The sequence below is a fragment of the Streptomyces sp. NPDC007095 genome (assembly GCF_040634475.1).
Taxonomy (GTDB): domain Bacteria; phylum Actinomycetota; class Actinomycetes; order Streptomycetales; family Streptomycetaceae; genus Streptomyces.
In genome coordinates this window covers 18,003-36,086 of record NZ_JBEYFS010000120.1, presented here as the reverse complement: position 1 = coordinate 36,086, position 18,084 = coordinate 18,003, and the positions used below count along the sequence as shown (strand labels likewise).

Sequence of the window (18,084 nt, the reverse complement as noted above, 5' to 3'; positions counted from 1 at the left end):
CAGAAGTCCTCGTACTGGACGTACTTGGGCTTTCGGCCCGTGCGGCGAGAGTGCGTGCCGGGCGTCGCGACGGGGCGAACGTTGCCTGTTGCGGCCCTAGGCACCCGGCGCTGGTGTGTTTTTTCTCCCGCCCGCGCACCGCCTGTTTCCGGTCGGCCGGAAAGCGGGGGTCGCCCGTGGGGGCGGGGCGCCGTCGGCGGCTGCGGGTTGGAGGGGCAGCCTGACTTACATCCCCTGTGCACGACATGCGGACCGCATCGATCAGCCGTGCGAGAAGCGTCACAGGTCGGCTGCAGTCCCGCTCCGGAATTGGCCGGAAGGGTGGGGGTGACAGTGGCGGCTCGTAGACTCGCCTGCGTGGATACGACCCTTCAGGACCCGCTTGTCGGGCAAGTGCTCGACGGCCGCTACCGCGTCGACGCACGGATCGCGGTCGGCGGGATGGCCACGGTCTACCGGGCCCTGGACACCCGCCTCGACCGCGTGCTCGCGCTCAAGGTGATGCACCCGACGCTGGCCGCCGACGGCTCGTTCGTCGAGCGGTTCATCCGCGAGGCCAAGTCGGTGGCCCGGCTCGCGCACCCCAACGTGGTGCAGGTCTTCGACCAGGGCGCTGACGGGTCGTACGTCTATCTGGCCATGGAGTACGTCGCCGGCTGCACCCTGCGCGACGTGCTGCGCGAGCGCGGGGCGCTGCAACCGCGGGCCGCCCTGGACGTCCTGGAGCCGGTGCTCGCCGCGCTCGGCGCCGCGCACCGCGCCGGGTTCGTGCACCGCGACATGAAGCCGGAGAACGTCCTGATAGGGGACGACGGCCGGGTCAAGGTGGCCGACTTCGGCCTCGTCCGGGCCGTGGACACCGTCACGAACACGACAGGGGCCGTACTCGGCACCGTGTCGTACCTCGCCCCCGAACAGATCGAGCACGGCACCGCGGACACCCGCGTCGACGTCTACGCCTGCGGGGTCGTCCTCTACGAGATGCTCACCGGCGGCAAGCCGCACTCCGGGGACTCCCCCGCCCAGGTGCTCTACCAGCACCTGCACGCGGATGTGCCGCCGCCCTCGGCCGCCGTGCCCTCAATGCCCTACGCCCTCGACGAGCTGGTCGCCGCGGCGACCGCCCGCAACCCCGAGGTGCGCCCGCACGACGCGGTGGCGCTGCTCGGCCAGGTCCTCCAGGCGCGGGCGGGCCTCACCGCCGAGCAGCTCGACGCCATACCCCCGCAGGCGCTCGCCGTGGGGCACGACAACGCGGGCGACCGTACGAGCGTGATCCCGCGCTCGCTCTCCGTGCCCCGCCTGCTGCCGGTGAACGAGGGCTACGAGGACGGCGGCGACGGCGGTGACCCGCTGAACCGGACCAGTCGGTTCGAGCAGACCAGCCGGTTCGAGTCCGGACCGCCCGCTCCCCCGCGGCGCGACTCACGGCCCCGGCGCGGAATGCTCGCGATCATCGCCGCGGTCGTGCTGGTGCTCGGGCTCGGCGCGGGAGTCTGGTACATCAATTCCGGCCAGTTCACCAAGGTCCCGCTGCTGCTGGCGAAGACCGAGGCGCAGGCCAAGGCCCGGATCGAGCAGGCCGGTCTCGACGTCGGTCAGGTCAAGCACGCGTACAGCGACACAGTGAAGCGCGGCACCGTCATCAGCAGCGACCCGGCGCCCGGCGCGCGCATCCGGGACAACGACTCCGTGACACTGACCATCTCCAACGGCCCGGAGACGGTGAAGGTGCCCGACCTGACGGGACTCGCGCTGTTCAAGGCGCGGGAGGTCCTGAAGGGGGACGGGCTCGCCGCGGGCATGGTCACCCGGGAGTTCAACCAGGACGTTCCCAAGGGCTTCGTGATCAGTTCGGATCCGGGCGCGGGCACGGAGCGGCACGCCGGTTCGGCCATCGCCCTCACCGTCAGCAAGGGCAGCCCGGTGGAGGTCGCGGACGTCACGGGCGCGTCCGTCGCGGACGCCACCTCGGAGCTGGAGCAGGCGGGCCTGAAGGTGAAGATCGACACCCAGCGCGTCAACTCGGAGTTCGACCAGGGCCAGATCGCCCAGCAGTCGCCGAAGGCGGGCAGCCAGGTCGCCGGGGGCGACACCGTCACGCTGACGGTCTCCAAGGGCCCCGAGATGGTCTCGGTGCCGGACGTGGTGGGCAACAGCGTGGACGACGCGAAGAAGACGCTGGAGGACGCCGGGTTCCAGGTCAACGAGGACCGCGGGCTGCTCGGGCTCTTCGGGGACCACGTCAAGAGCCAGTCTGTGGAGGGCGGCAAGACCGCGCCCAAGGGATCGACGATCACCATCGTGATCCGCTGAGGCCACGGCAACGCCGAGGCCACGGCAGTGAGGTCCGCCGACGGGCCGCCCGGGAGCACGTGACACCCTGAAGAGCGTGACCAGCAAGCAGCTCCGCAACCCCGTCGGCGGCCATGTCCCCGTGGCAGGCGGCCTCAGCTCCGTCGGCCTGACCTACGCACGCGAGATGGGCGCCGAGACCGTCCAGGTCTTCGTCGCCAACCCGCGCGGCTGGGCGACGCCCGTCGGCAGTCCCCGACAGGACGAGGAGTTCCGGGCGGCTTGTGCCGCCGAGTCGATCCCCGCGTACGTCCATGCCCCGTATCTGATCAACTTCGGCTCGCACACCGAGGCGACGGTCGAGAAGTCGGTGGAGTCGCTGCGGCACTCGCTGCGGCGGGGCCGGGAGATCGGGGCGCTCGGCGTGGTCGTGCACACGGGGAGCGCCACCGGGGGCCGGGAGCGGTCCGTCGCCCTGAAGCAGGTACGTGAGCATCTGCTGCCCCTGCTGGACGAGCTGACGCATGACGACGACCCGTATCTGCTCCTGGAGTCGACCGCGGGCCAGGGCGCCTCGCTCTGCTCGCGCACCTGGGACTTCGGGCCGTACTTCGAGGCGCTGGACGCCCATCCGAAGCTGGGCGTGTGCCTCGACACCTGCCACATCTACGCGGCGGGGCACGACCTGACCGGGCCGAGCGGCATGCACCAGACGCTCGACCTGCTGGTGGACACGGTCGGCGAGGGCCGGCTCAAGCTGATCCACGCCAACGACTCCAAGGACGTGGTCGGTGCCCACAAGGACCGCCACGAGAACATCGGCTCCGGTCACATCGGCGAGGACCCGTTCCGCGCGCTGATGACCCACCCCGCCACCGAGGGCGTACCCCTGATCATCGAGACGCCGGGCGGGAAGGAGGGACACGCGGCGGACGTGGAGCGCCTGAAGAAACTCAGGGACGGCTGACGCCGCCCGAAAAGGCGGGCCGGGTCAGAGCTCGGGGCCGTCCCCGGGCTCCTCCTGGTAGGAGTAGCGCTGTTCGCGCCAGGGGTCGCCGATGTTGTGGTAGCCGCGCTCCTCCCAGAAGCCGCGGCGGTCGGCCGTCATGTACTCGACGCCGCGGACCCACTTGGGGCCCTTCCAGGCGTAGAGGTGCGGGACGACGAGGCGGAGCGGGAAGCCGTGCTCGGCGGTGAGGAGTTCGCCGTCCTTGTGGGTGGCGAAGATCGCGCGGTCGGAGGCGAAGTCGTCGAGGCGCAGATTCGAGCTGAAACCGTACTCCGCCCAGACCATGACATGGGTGACGGTGGGCGCGGGCGGGGCGATCTCCAGGATCGTGCGCGCCGGGATACCGCCCCATTCGGCGCCGATCATGCTGAACTTCGTGACGCAGTGCAGATCGGCCACGACCGAGGTGTACGGCAGGGCCGTGAACTCCTCGTGGGTCCAGCAGTGCTTCTCACCGTCGGCGGTGGCGCCGAAGACCCTGAACTCCCAGCGCTCGGGACGGAACTTGGGTACGGGACCGTAGTGCGTGACCGGCCAGCCGCGCTGCAGTCGCTGCCCCGGCGGAAGCTCCGACTGTGCCGCTTCTCCCGTTCCACGTTCCACCGGCTGACCCATGACTCCATCCTGACAGACCCGGGACAGTGCACATGACCAGCCCAGTACGGAATCGGGCAACTCATACTAAGCGTGCACTTACTGGACGACCCGGGACGCCGATGCGAGGATGCGGCGCAATCTGCCCAGTCCCCCGCTTGGAAGGAGCCTCTGCGATGCAGGGCGACCCCGAGGTCATCGAATTCCTCAACGAGCAGCTGACCGGCGAGCTGACCGCGATCAACCAGTACTTCCTGCACGCGAAGATGCAGGAGAACTTCGGCTGGACGAAGCTCGCGAAGTACACGCGCCACGAGTCCTTCGACGAGATGAAGCACGCGGAGGTGCTGACCGACCGGATCCTCTTCCTGGAGGGCCTGCCGAACTACCAGCGGCTCTTCCACGTCCGGGTGGGGCAGACCGTCACCGAGATGTTCCAGGCCGACCGGCAGGTGGAGGTCGAGGCGATCGACCGCCTCAAGCGCGGGATCGAGGTGATGCGCAACAAGGGCGACATCACGTCCGCGAACATCTTCGAGTCGATCCTCGAGGACGAGGAGCACCACATCGACTACCTGGACACCCAGCTGGAGCTGGTGGAAAAGCTCGGCGAGGCGCTCTACATCGCCCAGGTGATCGAGCAGCCCGACAGCTGATCCGCGTCTCCGGCGTGATCCACCGGACAGGCCCTAGGCGGGCCCTAGGCGGCCTCTTCCATGCTCCGCGCCGGGGACAGCTCGGCCAGCACCGGCTTGCCCTGTTCGGCCAGCTCACGGCGGGGGCAGGCGCCACGGCCGAGGATCGCCTGGATACTGCGGACGCAGGAGCCGCAGTCCGTGCCCGCCTTGCTGGCGGAGGCTATCTGGCGGGGCGTGCAGGCGCCGTTCTCCGCGTGCTGCTTGACCTGCTGTTCGGTGACCCCGAAGCAACTGCATACGTACACGCGGTTCACCTCCCGGCGGGTTGATGTCTGGTGCCGTCCCGTTAACCGGTGAGGCTAACCTAACCTTACCCATCACTCAGGGGCCGCAAAAGTGGGAGGGGGCGCGGATCGTATGTGATCCGCGCCCCACTTCACTCAGGTGTAACAGGCGAACCCGTCACTGGTCCCTGTACATCTCCGCGACCAGGAAGGCCAGGTCGAGGGACTGGCTACGGTTCAGACGCGGGTCGCAGGCCGTCTCGTAGCGCTGGTGGAGGTCGTCGACGAAGATCTCGTCGCCGCCGCCCACGCACTCGGTGACGTCGTCACCGGTGAGCTCGACGTGGATGCCCCCCGGGTGCGTGCCCAGACCCTTGTGGACCTCGAAGAAGCCCTTGACCTCGTCGAGCACGTCGTCGAAGCGGCGGGTCTTGTGACCGGAGGCCGCCTCGAAGGTGTTGCCGTGCATCGGGTCGGTCACCCAGGCCACCACCGCGCCCGACGCCGTGACCTTCTCGACCAGCTCGGGGAGCTTGTCGCGGACCTTGTCGGCGCCCATCCGCACGATGAAGGTCAGCCGGCCGGGCTCGCGGTCCGGGTCGAGACGGTCGATGTACTGGAGCGCCTCCTCGGCCGTCGTCGTCGGGCCGAGCTTGATGCCGATCGGGTTGCGGATCCGCGAGGCGAACTCGATGTGCGCGCCGTCCAGCTGCCGGGTGCGCTCACCGATCCACACCATGTGGCCCGAGACGTCGTACAGCTGGCCCGTGCGCGAGTCGACCCTGGTCAGCGCCGCCTCGTAGTCGAGGAGCAGTGCCTCGTGGGACGCGTAGAACTCGACGGTCTTGAACTCCTCCGGATCGGTCCCGCAGGCCCGCATGAAGTTCATCGCGTTGTCGATCTCCCGCGCCAGCTGCTCGTAGCGCTGCCCGGACGGGGAGGACTTCACGAAGTCCTGGTTCCAGGCGTGCACCTGGCGCAGGTCGGCGTAACCGCCGGTGGTGAAGGCGCGCACCAGGTTGAGCGTGGAGGCGGAGGCGTTGTACATCCGCTTCAGGCGCTCGGGGTCCGGGATACGGGCCTTCTCGTCGAAGTCGAAGCCGTTGACCGAGTCGCCCCGGTACGTCGGCAGGGTCACGCCGTCGCGGGTCTCGGTCCCCTTGGAGCGCGGCTTGGAGTACTGACCGGCGATGCGGCCGACCTTCACGACCGGCACCGAGGCGGCGTACGTGAGCACGGCGCCCATCTGGAGCAGGGTCTTGAGCTTGTTGCGGATGTGGTCGGCCGACACCGCGTCGAAGGCCTCGGCGCAGTCGCCGCCCTGGAGAAGGAACGCCTCTCCCTTGGCGACGGACGCCATCCGGGCGCGCAGCTGGTCACACTCGCCCGCGAAGACGAGCGGCGGATACGACTCGAGGTCCGCGATCACATCGCGCAGAGCCTCGGCATCGGGGTACTCGGGCTGCTGCGCCGCGGGCAGGTCTCGCCAGGTGTTGCCAGCGCTTGCGCTGGGCTTAGCGTTCACGGTCACCCTGACAACATTACGGGGTCGTGTCGGGCGTCCATCCCCATGCCCATCAATTGAGACGGACCGCGCTCGATCGGGACGCGCTCCGGGCGGCCGCGCGGCAGGTCCCCGCGGCCGCCCGGAGCGGGCGGGTGGCCAGGCCCTATTCCACGTCGAGCCGGTCGCGGTCGATGGAGATCGTCGCGCCGCCGTGCGTCTCGGTCGTGTCGCCCACGTACTGGTGGATGCGCTGGTGGTCGGCCCACAGGTTCGCGGGGATCGCCGAGTCGGTGGTCGTCGACTTGCCGTTCCAGCGGGCGAAGTGGAGCACGTCGGGCAGGGTGACGCGGCTCTTGTTGGCGACCAGGTCGGTGACCAGGGACGAGGTGTTGCCGTAGACGCCGGAGCGGTAGCCCAGCGCGTGCAGGCGCTTGGTGTAGGCGTCGAGGTACGACAGCACCCGGCTGGTGACGGTGGAGCCGGGGGCGTAGTTCTCCAGGTCGTCGTAGATCACCGTGCCCTTGGGGAAGCCCAGCGTGATGGCCTGCTCGACGGCGTCGTCGGCGGCGTCTGTGCCCTGCGGCACGGGGTCGGTGATCGCCTCGCAGCCGCCTTTGCAGCTGCCCCCGTCGGAGGTGGGCTGGCGGCCGACGTACAGCGGGAAGAAGCGCCAGCCGTTCGCGTACTGCGTCCGCAGCCAGCCGGCGGTGAGTCTGCTCTGGGCGCAGGCACGGTTGACCCCGCCGATGTAGACGCCGACGGCCCCGTAGTCGGAGTCGTCCCGCCAGGCGTCCATCGCCGTCTGGCCCGGCGCGGTGCAGGCGTCGAAGCCCTCGCCACGGAAGGACGTCGCGTCGGCGGGCAGCGGCGCCGCGGCGGGCGCGCCCGCGGTCACGTCGGTCCCCGCGGCGGCGTCCGGCAGACCGGCGTCGCGCAGGATGTCCTGGATCCTCGTACGGTCCTCCGCGTACGCGGCGGTCACGGCGATCCGGTCGGCGGTGACCCGGAACGTGCGGGCCGTGCGGTTCTCGCTGGCGGTGCGGCCCTTGACGACGGACGGCTGGATCAGGAACGCCTCGGTACGTCCCCTCGCCCCCGCCGGACACTGCTGCTGGTCGCCGGGCGTGCCGAGGTACACGGCATGCCGGTCGAAGCGGACACAGACGTCCGGATGTTTCTCCAGGTCCACGATCGGCCAGGCGGCGGGGACGGTGAACTCGTGGCCGCGGTAGGTGACCTTGACGGTGCCGTCGGTCCCGGCGGCGCGTGCGGTGCCGGGCGGGCCGGCGGCGAGGGCCGCGGCGGCGGCGCACACGGTGAGCGTTCGGACACCGCCACGGCGGGGCCGGGGTGAACGGGCTGCGTACATGGTTCTCTCCTCGATCGGGCTTCCTGGGCCATGCCATCCATGGCCGGTGACCGAGCAGTAGGAACGCAGGGGGCGGACGGTTCACGCTGTTGCCCGCCCCTCGACGTCGGGTAATGTGCGGCGCATGTTCGCGCACTCGACCCAGAACTGGTGGTGGACCGCTCATCCGGCGGCCCACTGACTGCGCGTACGCAAGACTTCGCGAAGGCCGCCCGAGGGGCGGCCTTCGGTGTTTGCGGACACGGGCCGTTCCTCTCCGAGTTTTCGGGAATCCGAGAATCCGGGAATCCGAGAGAAGGAACAGGACCGATGAACCTGCTCGACCTGCTGGACGATCCCCGTCCGTTCGCCCTGCTGCGCCGCCGCACCCCCGGTCACGATCACGACACCGTCGAGCTGCTGCTCGGCCCGGTCAGCACGTGCGACCGCCTCGCCGATCTCCCCGACGAGGGCCTCGCGCTCGTCCCCTTCCGCCAGATCAGGGAGCGCGGCTTCGACGTCCGAGACGACGGCACGCCGCTCTCGGTGCTGACCCCCGAGGAGACGCACGTCCTGCCGCTGGAGCGGGCGCTGGCGGAGCTGCCGACGCACAAGGTGCGTGTCACCGGCGGGGGCTTCGACGTCGCCGACGACGAGTACGCGGGGATCGTCGGGCGCGTGCTGGAGGAGGAGATCGGGCGCGGCGAGGGCGCGAACTTCGTGATCCGGCGTACGTACGAGGGCTCGATCCCGGGGTTCGGGAGGGCCGACGCGCTGGCCCTGTTCCGGCGGCTGCTTGTCGGTGAGCGGGGCGCCTACTGGACGTTCGTCGTACACACCGGGGAGCGCACGCTTGTGGGCGCGAGCCCCGAGGTGCATGTGCGGATGTCGGGCGGGACCGTCGTGATGAACCCCATCAGCGGCACGTACCGCTATCCCGCCGAGGGGCCCTCCGCGGAGGACCTGCTCGGCTTTCTCGCCGACGGCAAGGAGATCGAGGAGCTCTCGATGGTCGTCGACGAGGAGCTCAAGATGATGTGCACGGTCGGTGACATGGGCGGCGTGGTGATCGGTCCGCGGCTCAAGGAGATGGCCCACCTCGCGCACACCGAGTACGAGCTGCGGGGCCGGTCCTCGCTGGATGTGCGCGAGGTCCTGAAGGAGACCATGTTCGCGGCGACCGTCACGGGGTCACCGGTGCAGAACGCGTGCCGGGTGATCGAGCGGCACGAGGTCGGCGGACGGGGCTACTACGCGGGCGCGCTGGCCCTCATCGGCCGGAACGCGGGTGGCGGGCGGGAGGGGTCTGTCGGTGCCCAGACCCTCGACTCGCCCATCCTCATCCGGACCGCCGACATCGACGCGGACGGGCGGCTGCGGGTGCCGGTCGGCGCCACCCTCGTCCGGGGATCGGATCCGGCGGGCGAGGTCGCCGAGACGCACGCGAAGGCGGCGGGGGTGCTGGCGGCGCTGGGGGTCGTGGAGCCCGTGGGTCGCGCGGAGGGCGTACGGCCGAGGCTGGCCGACGATCCCAGGGTGCGGGCGGCGCTGGACGGGCGGCGGGCCTCGCTCGCGCCGTTCTGGCTGCGGATGCAGGAGCAGGCGCGCGAGTTGCAGGGGCATGCGCTGGTCGTGGACGCCGAGGACACCTTCACGGCGATGCTCGCGCATGTGCTGCGGTCCTCGGGACTCGAGGTGACCGTGCGGCGCTACGACGAGCCGGGACTGCGGGAGGCGGTGCGGGCGCACGAGGGGCCGCTGGTCCTGGGCCCCGGTCCGGGCGACCCCTTGGACATGGACGATCCCAAGATGCGGTTCCTGCGGGAGCTCACCGCCGAGGTGATCGGGGGGCACGGGCACGGCGTGCTCGGCGTCTGCCTCGGCCACGAGCTGATCGCGGCGGAGCTGGGCCTGGAGATCGTACGCAAGGAGGTCCCGTACCAGGGCGCGCAGACGGCGATCGATCTCTTCGGGCGGGCCGAGACCGTCGGTTTCTACAACAGCTTCGTGGCGCACTGCGACGAGGAGACGGCGGCCGAGCTGTCGGCCCATGACATCGAGGTCAGCCGCACCGGAGGCGGTGAGGTGCACGCGCTGCGCGGGCCCGGGTTCGCGGGCGTGCAGTTCCACCCGGAGTCGGTGCTGACGCTGAACGGGACGGCCGTCGTACGGGAGCTGGTCGGTCGGCTGCGGGGCACCGGCACGTTGTCAAAGCGGCGGCCCTCCGTGTAGTCGTGGCAGCCGTGGTCGAGGACGCCGGCCGCACGGGTGTCGGGAGGCCCGTGCGGCCGACGGGATCGCGGGGAGGGGGCGCGTCAGCCGAAGAAGACCGCGACCTCCTCGTACAGCTTCGGGTCGACCGTCTTCAGCTTGGCCGTGGCCTCCGCGATCGGGACCCGGACGATGTCCGTGCCGCGCAGGGCGACCATCTTGCCGAAGTCGCCGTCGCGGACGGCCTCGATGGCGTGCAGCCCGAAGCGGGTGGCGAGCCAGCGGTCGAAGGCACTGGGGGTGCCGCCGCGCTGGATGTGCCCGAGGACCGTGGTGCGGGCCTCCTTGCCGGTGCGCTTCTCGATCTCCTTGGCCAGCCACTCGCCGACCCCTGAGAGGCGCACATGGCCGAAGGAGTCGAGGGACTCGTCCTTCAGGACCATCTGGCCGTCCTTGGGCATCGCGCCCTCGGCGATGACCACGATCGGCGCGTACGAGGCCTTGAACCGCGAGGTCACATAGGCGCACACCTGGTCGACGTCGAAGCGCTGCTCGGGGATGAGGATGACGTTGGCGCCGCCGGCCAGGCCCGAGTGGATGGCGATCCAGCCCGCGTGACGGCCCATCACCTCGCAGACGAGGACGCGCATGTGCGACTCGGCGGTGGTGTGCAGGCGGTCGATCGCCTCGGTGGCGATACCGACGGCGGTGTCGAAGCCGAAGGTGTAGTCGGTGGCGGACAGGTCGTTGTCGATGGTCTTGGGTACGCCGACGACGGGCACGCCGTACTCGTCGGTGAGGCGCGCGGCGACGCCGAGCGTGTCCTCGCCGCCGATCGCGATGAGCGCCTCGACCTCCAGCTTGGCGAGGTTCTCCTTGATGCGGCGGATACCGTTCTCCTGCTTGAGCGGGTTCGTCCGCGAGGAGCCGAGGATGGTGCCGCCGCGCGGCAGGATGCCGCGCACGGCGGGGATGTCCAGCCGGACGGTGTCGTTCTCGAGAGGTCCGCGCCAGCCGTCCCGGAAGCCGACGAAGTCGTACCCGTACTCCTGCACGCCCTTGCGGACGATGCCCCGGATGACGGCGTTGAGTCCGGGGCAGTCGCCGCCTCCGGTCAGTACTCCGACCCGCATGGAAAAGTCCCTTCGCCGCGGTTGCCTGATGGGACTCACGCTAATAGTGATCCAGGTCACTTCGGCATGGTGCGGAAGGGCAATTCCGGTGAATTGTGCGGGTGTTGATCACACGCCTTCACTCGATGGTGGGTCAACCAGGGTTTACACCGGCCACTCGTGGGGGTCTACGCCTCGTCGAGACCGCGCTCTATGGCATAGCGCACCAGCTCCACCCGGTTGTGGAGTTGGAGCTTGCCCAGGGTGTTCTGCACATGGTTCTGGACCGTGCGGTGGGAGATGACCAGGCGCTCGGCGATCTGCTTGTAGCTCAGGCCCTTGGCGACCAGGCGCAGCACCTCGGTCTCGCGGTCGGTGAGCTGCGGGGCCTTGGGCTCGTCGGCGCCCGCGGCGGGGGCGGGCTCGGAGGCCAGCCGGCGGTACTCGCCGAGGACCAGGCCCGCGAGGCCCGGCGTGAACACGGGGTCGCCGACGGCCGTGCGGCGCACCGCGTCGATCAGCTCCTCCGTGGACGCCGACTTCAGCAGATAGCCGGTGGCGCCGGACTTCACCGCCTCCAGGACGTCCGCGTGCTCGCCGCTGGCCGACAGGACGAGGACGCGCAGCGCCGGGTTGGTGCCGACCAGTTCCTTGCAGACCTGGACGCCGGGCTTGGCGGGCAGGTTCAGGTCGAGCACCAGGACGTCGGGCGCGGCGGCCCGGGCACGGCGCACCGCCTGCTCGCCGTCGCCCGCGGTGGCGACCACGGCGAAACCGGACGCGTCCAGGTCGCGGGCGACCGCGTCGCGCCACATGGGGTGGTCGTCCACCACCATGACCTTGATCGGATCCTGCCCCGCCACGTCGGTGACCTCCGTCATCGCTGCTCCGTCTTCCCCCGTGAAACCCTGGAAACCTTCGGTATCTTCAGCTCGACCTCCGTGCCCTGGCCCGGCACCGAGATCAGTTCGGCGGCGCCGCCGAGGTCGCGCAGCCGGCCCCGGATCGACAGGGCCACACCGAGCCGCCCCTCCCCCTCGGCCTGGGCGAGCCGCCCCTCCGGGATGCCCGGGCCGTCGTCGCGTACGGTCACGATCACCTCGTCCGGCTCGTCCTCGACGAGGATCCAGGCGCGGGCGTCCTCGCCGACGTGCCCCCGGACATTGTCCAGGGCGGCACCGACAGCGGCGGCCAACTCCCGGGCGGCGGCCGGGGGGAGAGGAACCGGGGCGCCCGGCTCCGAGAAGGTCACGCGCGCGGTCGCGTACGGAGCGAGCAGTGCGCGCAGGTCGACAGGGCCCCGGGAGTCCTGGTCGTCGTCCGGTTCCTCGACGGCCCGTACGACGGCGCCGAGGGAGGCGTCCTCGGACACCCGCGAGACGGGCACCAGGCCGCCCGAGACCAGGGTGCGCAGCGCGACCTCCTGCTCGCCGGCCATCCGGCCCAGCTCCGCGGCCTCGCCGCCGAGCGCGGAGGCCCGCCGCTGCACCATGGCGAGGACCTGCAGGACGCCGTCGTGGATGTCACGGGCGAGGCGCTCGCGCTCGCGGGTCGCGGCCTCGATCTCCAGGGCGCGGGCGAGGGTGAGCTCGGAGGCGCGGGCGACCTCGACGACGTATCCGATGGCGATGGAGGCGACCCAGACGAGGATCACGTTGTGGATCGTGTCGCGGGTGGGGGCGCCGCGCTCGACGAGGTTGGCGACCGCGACGAGCGTCGAGGCGAACGCCGCCCAGCGCCAGCCGCCCTTGATGGCGAAGGCCAGGACGGAGCCCGCGGTCCATATCGACGGGAGTGTGGGGCCGCCGGTCACCACGCGGTGGTGGGCGTCCGCGACGGGCGTGAGCATGATGCCGGTGAGCGCGATGGTCAGGTCGACGGCGAGGAAGCGCTTGGTGCAGCTCGCCGCGTTCGCGACCCTGGGCAGGGTGGCGAGCGTCCAGACGGACAGGACGGCGAAGTACCCGATGGCCACCCAGGGGTGGGCGAACTTGCGGAACGCGGTGGCGAAGAGCCCGATCGCGTACAGCATCGTCAGCACGCGGTAGGCGGTGAGCGCACGCCACAGCGGCTGCTCGACCGACATCCTCATGACTCTCTCGCGCTTGGCCATGTCCCCCCACCCCCCGCCCCCCGACGCAAGCGTCTAGGAGCCGGCCCGTCCCTCTTCGGTTTCGGCTTCGGCCGCCTTCGCGGCCTCCTTCTGCGCCTGTTCTGCTTCCTTGAGCGCCTGCTTCTCGGCCTTCGCCACCTCCGCGATCTGCCGCTTGGCGGCCGTCGCGTAGATGTCGACGTACTCCTGGCCGGAGAGCTTCATGATCTCGTACATGACCTCGTCGGTCACCGCGCGCAGCACGAAGCGGTCGTGCTCCATGCCGTTGTAGCGGCTGAAGTCGAGCGGCTTGCCGATGCGGATGCCCGGACGCATCAGCTTGGGCATCACCTTGCCCGGCGGCTGGATCTTCTCGGTGTCGATCATGGCGACCGGGATGACCGGGGCGCCGGTGGCGAGCGCCACGCGCGCGAGGCCGCCCGGCTTGCCGCGGTACAGCCGCCCGTCGGGCGAGCGCGTGCCCTCCGGGTAGATACCGAACAGCTCACCGCGCTCGATGACGTCGATGCCGCTCTTGATGGCCGCCTCGCCCGCGCCGCGCGCGCCGGAGCGGTCCACCGGGAGCTGGCCGACGCCCTTGAAGAAGGCGGCGGTCATCCGGCCCTTGACGCCGGGCGTCGTGAAGTACTCGGCCTTCGCGATGAAGGTCACCTTGCGGTCGAGGACCGCGGGCAGGAAGAACGAGTCCGAGAACGACAGATGATTGCTTGCCAGGATGGCGGGGCCCTCGGCGGGAATGTTCTCGAGGCCTTCCACCCAGGGCCTGAAGGCAAGCTTCAGCGGCCCTCCGATGGAAAACTTCATGGCGCCGTAGATCAACCGAATGCCTCCTGTGTAGTCGATGAGACCTTATCCCGGAGCACTGTCAAAGGCCCCGACGACCCTGGTCGGTGTCAGTGCGGTCGCGTACGGTGAAGTACGCCTCGCATTCCGCCCGTCTGATGAACAGGAGACCGAAGGTGCCGGTCGTCCTTCCTGGAGCCGAGCCGTTCCGCCACGAGGGCGGAGAGGTCGGTGTCCTTCTCTGCCACGGCTTCACCGGTTCCCCGCAGTCGCTGCGCCCCTGGGCGGAGTATCTCGCCGAGCGCGGTCTGACCGTCGCGCTGCCCCTGCTGCCGGGGCACGGCACGCGCTGGGAGGACATGCAGCTCACCGGCTGGCAGGACTGGTACGCGGAGGTGGACCGCGAGTTGCGCGCCCTGCGGGAGCGCTGCGCCAGGGTGTTCGTCTTCGGCCTGTCCATGGGCGCCGCGCTGACCCTGCGGCTCGCCGCGAAGCACGGGGACGAGGTGAGCGGCATCGTCGTCGTCAACCCGGCGAACAAGGTGCACGGAGCGGCCGCCCACGCCCTTCCGGTGCTCCGCCACCTCGTGCGGACGGTGAGCGGCATCACCAGCGACATCGCCAAGGAGGGCGTCGAGGAGGTGGGCTACGACCGGGTGCCCCTGCACGCAGCCCACTCCATGCGGAACTTCTACCGGATGGTCGACGGTGAACTGCCCCAGGTCACCCAGCCGATGCTGCTGTTGCACAGCCCCCAGGACCATGTGGTGCCGCCCGTCGACTCGGCCCGGATCCTGAGCCGGGTGTCGTCCACCGACGTGACGGAGATCCTGCTGGAACAGAGCTACCACGTGGCGACGTTGGACCATGACGCGGACCGGATCTTCGAGGAGAGCTACGCGTTCATCGCCCGGCTCGCGCCCAGTGTCGGCAAGCGGTCCGACACGGGTCAGGTGGGTCAGCAGGAAGGGACGGCCACTGGTGGCTGAGCACGACGCGGAGCGCGGCGAGCCCGACGAGAAGGGCGTACCCGTCGGCGAGCCTCTCGGTGACGAGCAGGGTGTGCCGTTCGACGAGGACGCCGCGTGGCAGGCGATCGTCGCCGGGTACGGCGAGGAGCCTCCGGACCCGCCTGGCGCGAAACCGTTCAAGTCGGTCGAGGACCTGGCGCTCCTCGACCCGGTGACGAACGACGCCCCGGGCGGCGGGGACGCACCCGAGAGGCCCGAGAAGGGCAAGAAGAACGAGACCGGCGGGACCGTCGGGACGAGCGAGAAGGACGGGGCCGGCGACGAGGCCGGGAAGCCGCCCACTGCGGCGAAGCCCCTCGGCGGCTCCGTCTCCTTCGCGCCCGGCGTCCGCGGTCCGCGCGACTACCAGGCACCCGAGCCCTCCGAGGACGACTTCGACGGGGACGACGAGGGCCACTTCGTCCCCCCGGAACCGCCCCCGCTGCCCAGCGCCGACACCACGGCCAAGTTCGCCTGGCTCGCCGTCGTCGGCGGCCCGATCGTGCTGCTGCTGGCCATCCTGCTCGGCTGGGACATGACGTGGTGGCTCGCCACGGTCGGCATCGGCGGCTTCCTGGGCGGCTTCGCCACCCTCGTGGCGCGCATGAAGCCCGACGACGAGGACGAGGACGATCCCGGGCGGGGCGCGGTGGTCTGACGCGGCCGGTTACGCGGCGGGCACTCTGAGGGCGGCCAGCACGGGCAGATGGTCCGTGGCCGCCCTCAGGTCCGTCTCCGTGACCCCGGGGTGGCCGTACGGGACCCCGCAGCCGAGGACCTCGATGCCGCCGGTGGCGAAGATCGCGTCGATGCGCTGGTGGGGGTCGGTGGGCGTCGAGGTGTACTCCGCGCCCCAGGGCGCGGTGGCCCGGCAGTCCTGGAGGCCGGCGGCGAGGCGGGTGAAGGCGGGGCCGTCGGGGCGTTCGTTCAGGTCACCGCCGGCGAGGGCGTGCGGGGTTCCGAGGGCGGCGAGGCGGTCGAGGAGCAGACCGCTCTGCGTGTACCGCTCGTCTTTCTGGAGCGAGAGGTGGCAGCTCACCACGCCGAGCCGGGCGGCACCGAAGCGGACGACGGCGGTGGCGAGGCCGCGGCGGTGCAGGCCGGGGGTGAGGGGCAGCAGGACGTCCTCGGTGCGTTCGACGGTGGCCCGCATCGAGCACAGGAGCGCGGGTCCCGCGGCGGTCGCGCCGCCGGACAGGATCGTCTGGCCGGACGCGGCCGCGAGCCGGGCCAGCTTCTTGCGCCAGCGGAAGAAGCGGGGGGCTTCCTGGACGAGGACCAGGTCGGGGGCGCAGGCGTGGATGACGCGGGCGAGGGCGGTGGTGTCGTCGCGCATCGAACGGATGTTGTAGCTGAGGACGCGGATGACGGCGGAGCCGTCGGGTTCGGTGTGGGAGCGGGGCAGCGGGGTCGTCGCCATGTGGATCAACATACGTGGACGCGCTGCTCGGGGGAGCCGGAACGCTGCGGGTGATTTGCCGTCCGCCGACCGGCTGTGGCTGGTCGGGCCCGCGCGGCGGAGCCGCATGATGTAACAGCCCCGCGCCCCTCTCGGGCGCCATCCGCTCCCCCGCCGAAAGGGGTTCGGTACGACCTCGCCCGCCGTCCCCCTGAAGGGCGCGGCGGGCGAGGTGTGTGTACTGCGTGATCAAGTCGGTTACATGATCGGGTCGGGTTCCCGGGCCAGGTCCGCCGCGCCCACGAGGCCGGCTTCGTTGCCGAGCTGGGCGGCGATCACATCGGCCACGGGGCGCCAGTTGCCGCCGACGAGCCAGCGCTTGTACGACTTACGGATGGGGTCGAGGACCAGCTCGCCCTCGTCCGAGAGGCCGCCGCCGACGATGAAGGCGGAGGGGTCGAAGAGCGAGGCCAGGTCGGCGAGGCCGGCGCCGGCCCAGCGAGCCAGCTCGCGGTAGGAGTCCACCGCCACCGGGTCGCCCTGGCGCGCGGCCACCGAGATGTGCTTGCCCTCGATGCCGTCGGGGGTGCCGTTGCCCAGCGCGAGCAGGATCTCCGCGTTCTCGGGGGTGGCGTTGGCCCGCTGCTTGGCGTAGCGGACGAGGGCGCGCCCGGAGGCGTACTGCTCCCAGCAGCCCTGCGAGCCGCAGCCGCACAGCAGACCGTCCGGCACCATGCGGATGTGGCCGAACTCGGCGGCCACGCCGAAGTGCCCGCGACGCAGCTTGTTGCCGATGATGATGCCGCCGCCGAGGCCCGTGCCCAGGGTGATGCAGATGACGTTCCGGTGGCCCTTGCCCGCGCCGAACTTGTACTCGCCCCACGCCGCCGCGTTCGCGTCGTTCTCGACGACGACGGGCAGCCCCACGCGCGCCTCGACCTCGGCCTTGAGCGGCTCCTGCCGCCAGTCGATGTTGGGCGCGAAGTACACGGTCGAGCGCTGGCGGTTCACGTATCCGGCGGCACCGATACCCACGCCGACGATGTCGTGACCTGCGCGCGCGCCCTCCACTGCGGCGGCGATGGCGTCCACGATGGCCTGCGGCGTGGTGGGGGTCGGCACCTTGTGCGTCGAGAGGATGTTGCCTTCCTCGTCGACCACACCGGCCGCGATCTTCGTGCCGCCGATATCGACGCCGATGGTGAGTCCCATGAATCCCTCAGTTTCGGTCGAGCCCCGCTACGGCCAACCGTACCCGAGCAGCCTTTAGTCCAAGTCAATCCGCTCCCCCGGACCGGTCCCTTCGTCGCGGGGGCCACGCTCCCGGGTGGTCCAGCGTCGTTCCTGTGCCTCGACGGCCGAGCGGTAGGCGGCGAGCAGCTCGTTGCCCGCGGCCGCGAGGTGATCGAAAACATCGGGGTTGCGCTCTATGACCGGTTCGACGGCGGCCTTGGCCTGCTGTACGACCTGGTTGACCATCTGCTGGGCGGTGCCGGAGGCGACCACACCGAACAGCGGCGAGTTCAGTCCGGACAGCTTGTCGGCGACCGTGTCGACCAGCTTGCGCAGTTCCTCCGCGGCCGAGCCGGGCGGCGGGCCGTACTGGGCGCGGCGGCGGGCCTTCTCCGCCGCGAGGTCCTCGGCGCACGCCTTCGCCCAGGCGTCGGCGTCGCTCGCGCGCGCTTCGTCGTTCGCCTCCTGAGCGGCGTCGGACGTGGGGCGCTCTTCGCTCATGGCGGACTCCTGCCTATGGTTCTTCCTTTCGACGGTACCCGAACGGG

At 70.7% G+C, this 18,084-nt stretch carries 18 protein-coding genes; 7 read left to right on the top strand and 11 right to left on the bottom strand.

What is annotated here, in order from left to right; translation table 11 throughout:
- Positions 1-357: 357 nt before the first annotated feature.
- Together pknB and ABZ656_RS33795 are read left to right on the top strand one after the other, a co-directional pair.
- Positions 358-2,316 (top strand): Stk1 family PASTA domain-containing Ser/Thr kinase, encoded by a 1,959-nt coding sequence (gene pknB / locus ABZ656_RS33800; protein WP_360272999.1) that lies wholly within the window; start codon positions 358-360, stop codon positions 2,314-2,316.
- A gap of 76 nt (positions 2,317-2,392) precedes the next feature.
- Positions 2,393-3,262 carry a deoxyribonuclease IV gene (locus ABZ656_RS33795; protein WP_101405620.1) on the top strand — a complete coding sequence of 290 codons (870 nt, stop codon included), beginning with the start codon at positions 2,393-2,395 and terminating at the stop codon, positions 3,260-3,262.
- A gap of 24 nt (positions 3,263-3,286) precedes the next feature.
- Here the strand turns inward: ABZ656_RS33795 and ABZ656_RS33790 are convergent, their stop codons facing one another.
- On the bottom strand, positions 3,287-3,919 hold the full coding sequence (locus tag ABZ656_RS33790) for a sulfite oxidase-like oxidoreductase (protein WP_101405619.1): 633 nt from the start codon (positions 3,917-3,919) through the stop codon (positions 3,287-3,289).
- Between the two features lie 155 nt (positions 3,920-4,074).
- Here ABZ656_RS33790 and bfr point away from each other — a divergent pair, with 155 nt between their 5' ends.
- A complete protein-coding gene (bfr, locus tag ABZ656_RS33785) occupies positions 4,075-4,554 on the top strand; it encodes a bacterioferritin (RefSeq protein ID WP_101405618.1) in 480 nt (159 codons plus the stop codon).
- Positions 4,555-4,598: 44 nt separating this feature from the next.
- On the opposite strand, the gene ABZ656_RS33780 is transcribed toward bfr, so the two are convergent.
- The 3 genes from ABZ656_RS33780 to ABZ656_RS33770 all read right to left on the bottom strand — a co-directional run bounded on the left by ABZ656_RS33780 (position 4,599) and on the right by ABZ656_RS33770 (position 7,696).
- Complete coding sequence (locus ABZ656_RS33780) at positions 4,599-4,850, bottom strand: (2Fe-2S)-binding protein (protein WP_101405617.1); 252 nt, start codon at positions 4,848-4,850, stop codon at positions 4,599-4,601.
- A 148-nt stretch (positions 4,851-4,998) separates the two neighbouring features.
- Positions 4,999-6,351: a class II 3-deoxy-7-phosphoheptulonate synthase gene (locus ABZ656_RS33775; protein WP_054231523.1), complete on the bottom strand. Its 1,353-nt coding sequence runs from the start codon at positions 6,349-6,351 to the stop codon at positions 4,999-5,001.
- Between the two features lie 139 nt (positions 6,352-6,490).
- Entirely contained in the window at positions 6,491-7,696 is a 1,206-nt protein-coding gene (locus ABZ656_RS33770; RefSeq protein WP_101405616.1) for a glycoside hydrolase domain-containing protein, read from the bottom strand.
- 124 nt (positions 7,697-7,820) lie between these two features.
- Between ABZ656_RS33770 and ABZ656_RS33765 the strand changes: the two genes are divergently transcribed.
- The gene (locus tag ABZ656_RS33765; protein WP_071528813.1) at positions 7,821-7,877 is read left to right on the top strand and encodes a trp operon leader peptide; all 57 of its coding nucleotides are present in this window, start codon (positions 7,821-7,823) and stop codon (positions 7,875-7,877) included.
- Between the two features lie 128 nt (positions 7,878-8,005).
- Positions 8,006-9,907: an anthranilate synthase family protein gene (locus ABZ656_RS33760; protein WP_360272992.1), complete on the top strand. Its 1,902-nt coding sequence runs from the start codon at positions 8,006-8,008 to the stop codon at positions 9,905-9,907.
- Positions 9,908-9,990: 83 nt separating this feature from the next.
- Here the strand turns inward: ABZ656_RS33760 and ABZ656_RS33755 are convergent, their stop codons facing one another.
- The 4 genes from ABZ656_RS33755 to ABZ656_RS33740 all read right to left on the bottom strand — a co-directional run bounded on the left by ABZ656_RS33755 (position 9,991) and on the right by ABZ656_RS33740 (position 13,915).
- Positions 9,991-11,019, bottom strand: a complete 1,029-nt coding sequence (locus tag ABZ656_RS33755) for a 6-phosphofructokinase (RefSeq protein WP_101405614.1) — start codon at positions 11,017-11,019, stop codon at positions 9,991-9,993.
- A gap of 167 nt (positions 11,020-11,186) precedes the next feature.
- Positions 11,187-11,879, bottom strand: coding sequence for a response regulator transcription factor (locus tag ABZ656_RS33750; RefSeq protein WP_360272989.1), 693 nt, complete (start codon positions 11,877-11,879; stop codon positions 11,187-11,189).
- Positions 11,876-13,111 (bottom strand): DUF5931 domain-containing protein, encoded by a 1,236-nt coding sequence (locus tag ABZ656_RS33745; protein WP_101405613.1) that lies wholly within the window; start codon positions 13,109-13,111, stop codon positions 11,876-11,878. The genes ABZ656_RS33750 and ABZ656_RS33745 overlap by 4 nt, the downstream gene beginning before the upstream one ends.
- A 33-nt stretch (positions 13,112-13,144) precedes the next feature.
- Positions 13,145-13,915, bottom strand: a complete 771-nt coding sequence (locus ABZ656_RS33740) for a lysophospholipid acyltransferase family protein (protein ID WP_360272986.1) — start codon at positions 13,913-13,915, stop codon at positions 13,145-13,147.
- A gap of 155 nt (positions 13,916-14,070) precedes the next feature.
- Between ABZ656_RS33740 and ABZ656_RS33735 the strand changes: the two genes are divergently transcribed.
- Complete coding sequence (locus tag ABZ656_RS33735; protein WP_360273002.1) at positions 14,071-14,883, top strand: alpha/beta fold hydrolase; 813 nt, start codon at positions 14,071-14,073, stop codon at positions 14,881-14,883.
- The gene (locus ABZ656_RS33730; RefSeq protein WP_101405612.1) at positions 14,876-15,562 is read left to right on the top strand and encodes a hypothetical protein; all 687 of its coding nucleotides are present in this window, start codon (positions 14,876-14,878) and stop codon (positions 15,560-15,562) included. Before ABZ656_RS33735 ends, ABZ656_RS33730 begins: the two co-directional genes overlap by 8 nt.
- Before the next feature lie 9 nt (positions 15,563-15,571).
- Here the strand turns inward: ABZ656_RS33730 and ABZ656_RS33725 are convergent, their stop codons facing one another.
- The 3 genes from ABZ656_RS33725 to ABZ656_RS33715 form a co-directional block, all read right to left on the bottom strand.
- Positions 15,572-16,324 carry an endonuclease/exonuclease/phosphatase family protein gene (locus tag ABZ656_RS33725; RefSeq protein WP_101408197.1) on the bottom strand — a complete coding sequence of 251 codons (753 nt, stop codon included), beginning with the start codon at positions 16,322-16,324 and terminating at the stop codon, positions 15,572-15,574.
- 237 nt (positions 16,325-16,561) lie between these two features.
- A complete protein-coding gene (locus tag ABZ656_RS33720; protein WP_101405611.1) occupies positions 16,562-17,515 on the bottom strand; it encodes an ROK family glucokinase in 954 nt (317 codons plus the stop codon).
- A gap of 54 nt (positions 17,516-17,569) precedes the next feature.
- Positions 17,570-18,037 carry a DUF5304 domain-containing protein gene (locus tag ABZ656_RS33715; RefSeq protein WP_101405610.1) on the bottom strand — a complete coding sequence of 156 codons (468 nt, stop codon included), beginning with the start codon at positions 18,035-18,037 and terminating at the stop codon, positions 17,570-17,572.
- Between the last annotated feature and the right edge of the window lie 47 nt (positions 18,038-18,084).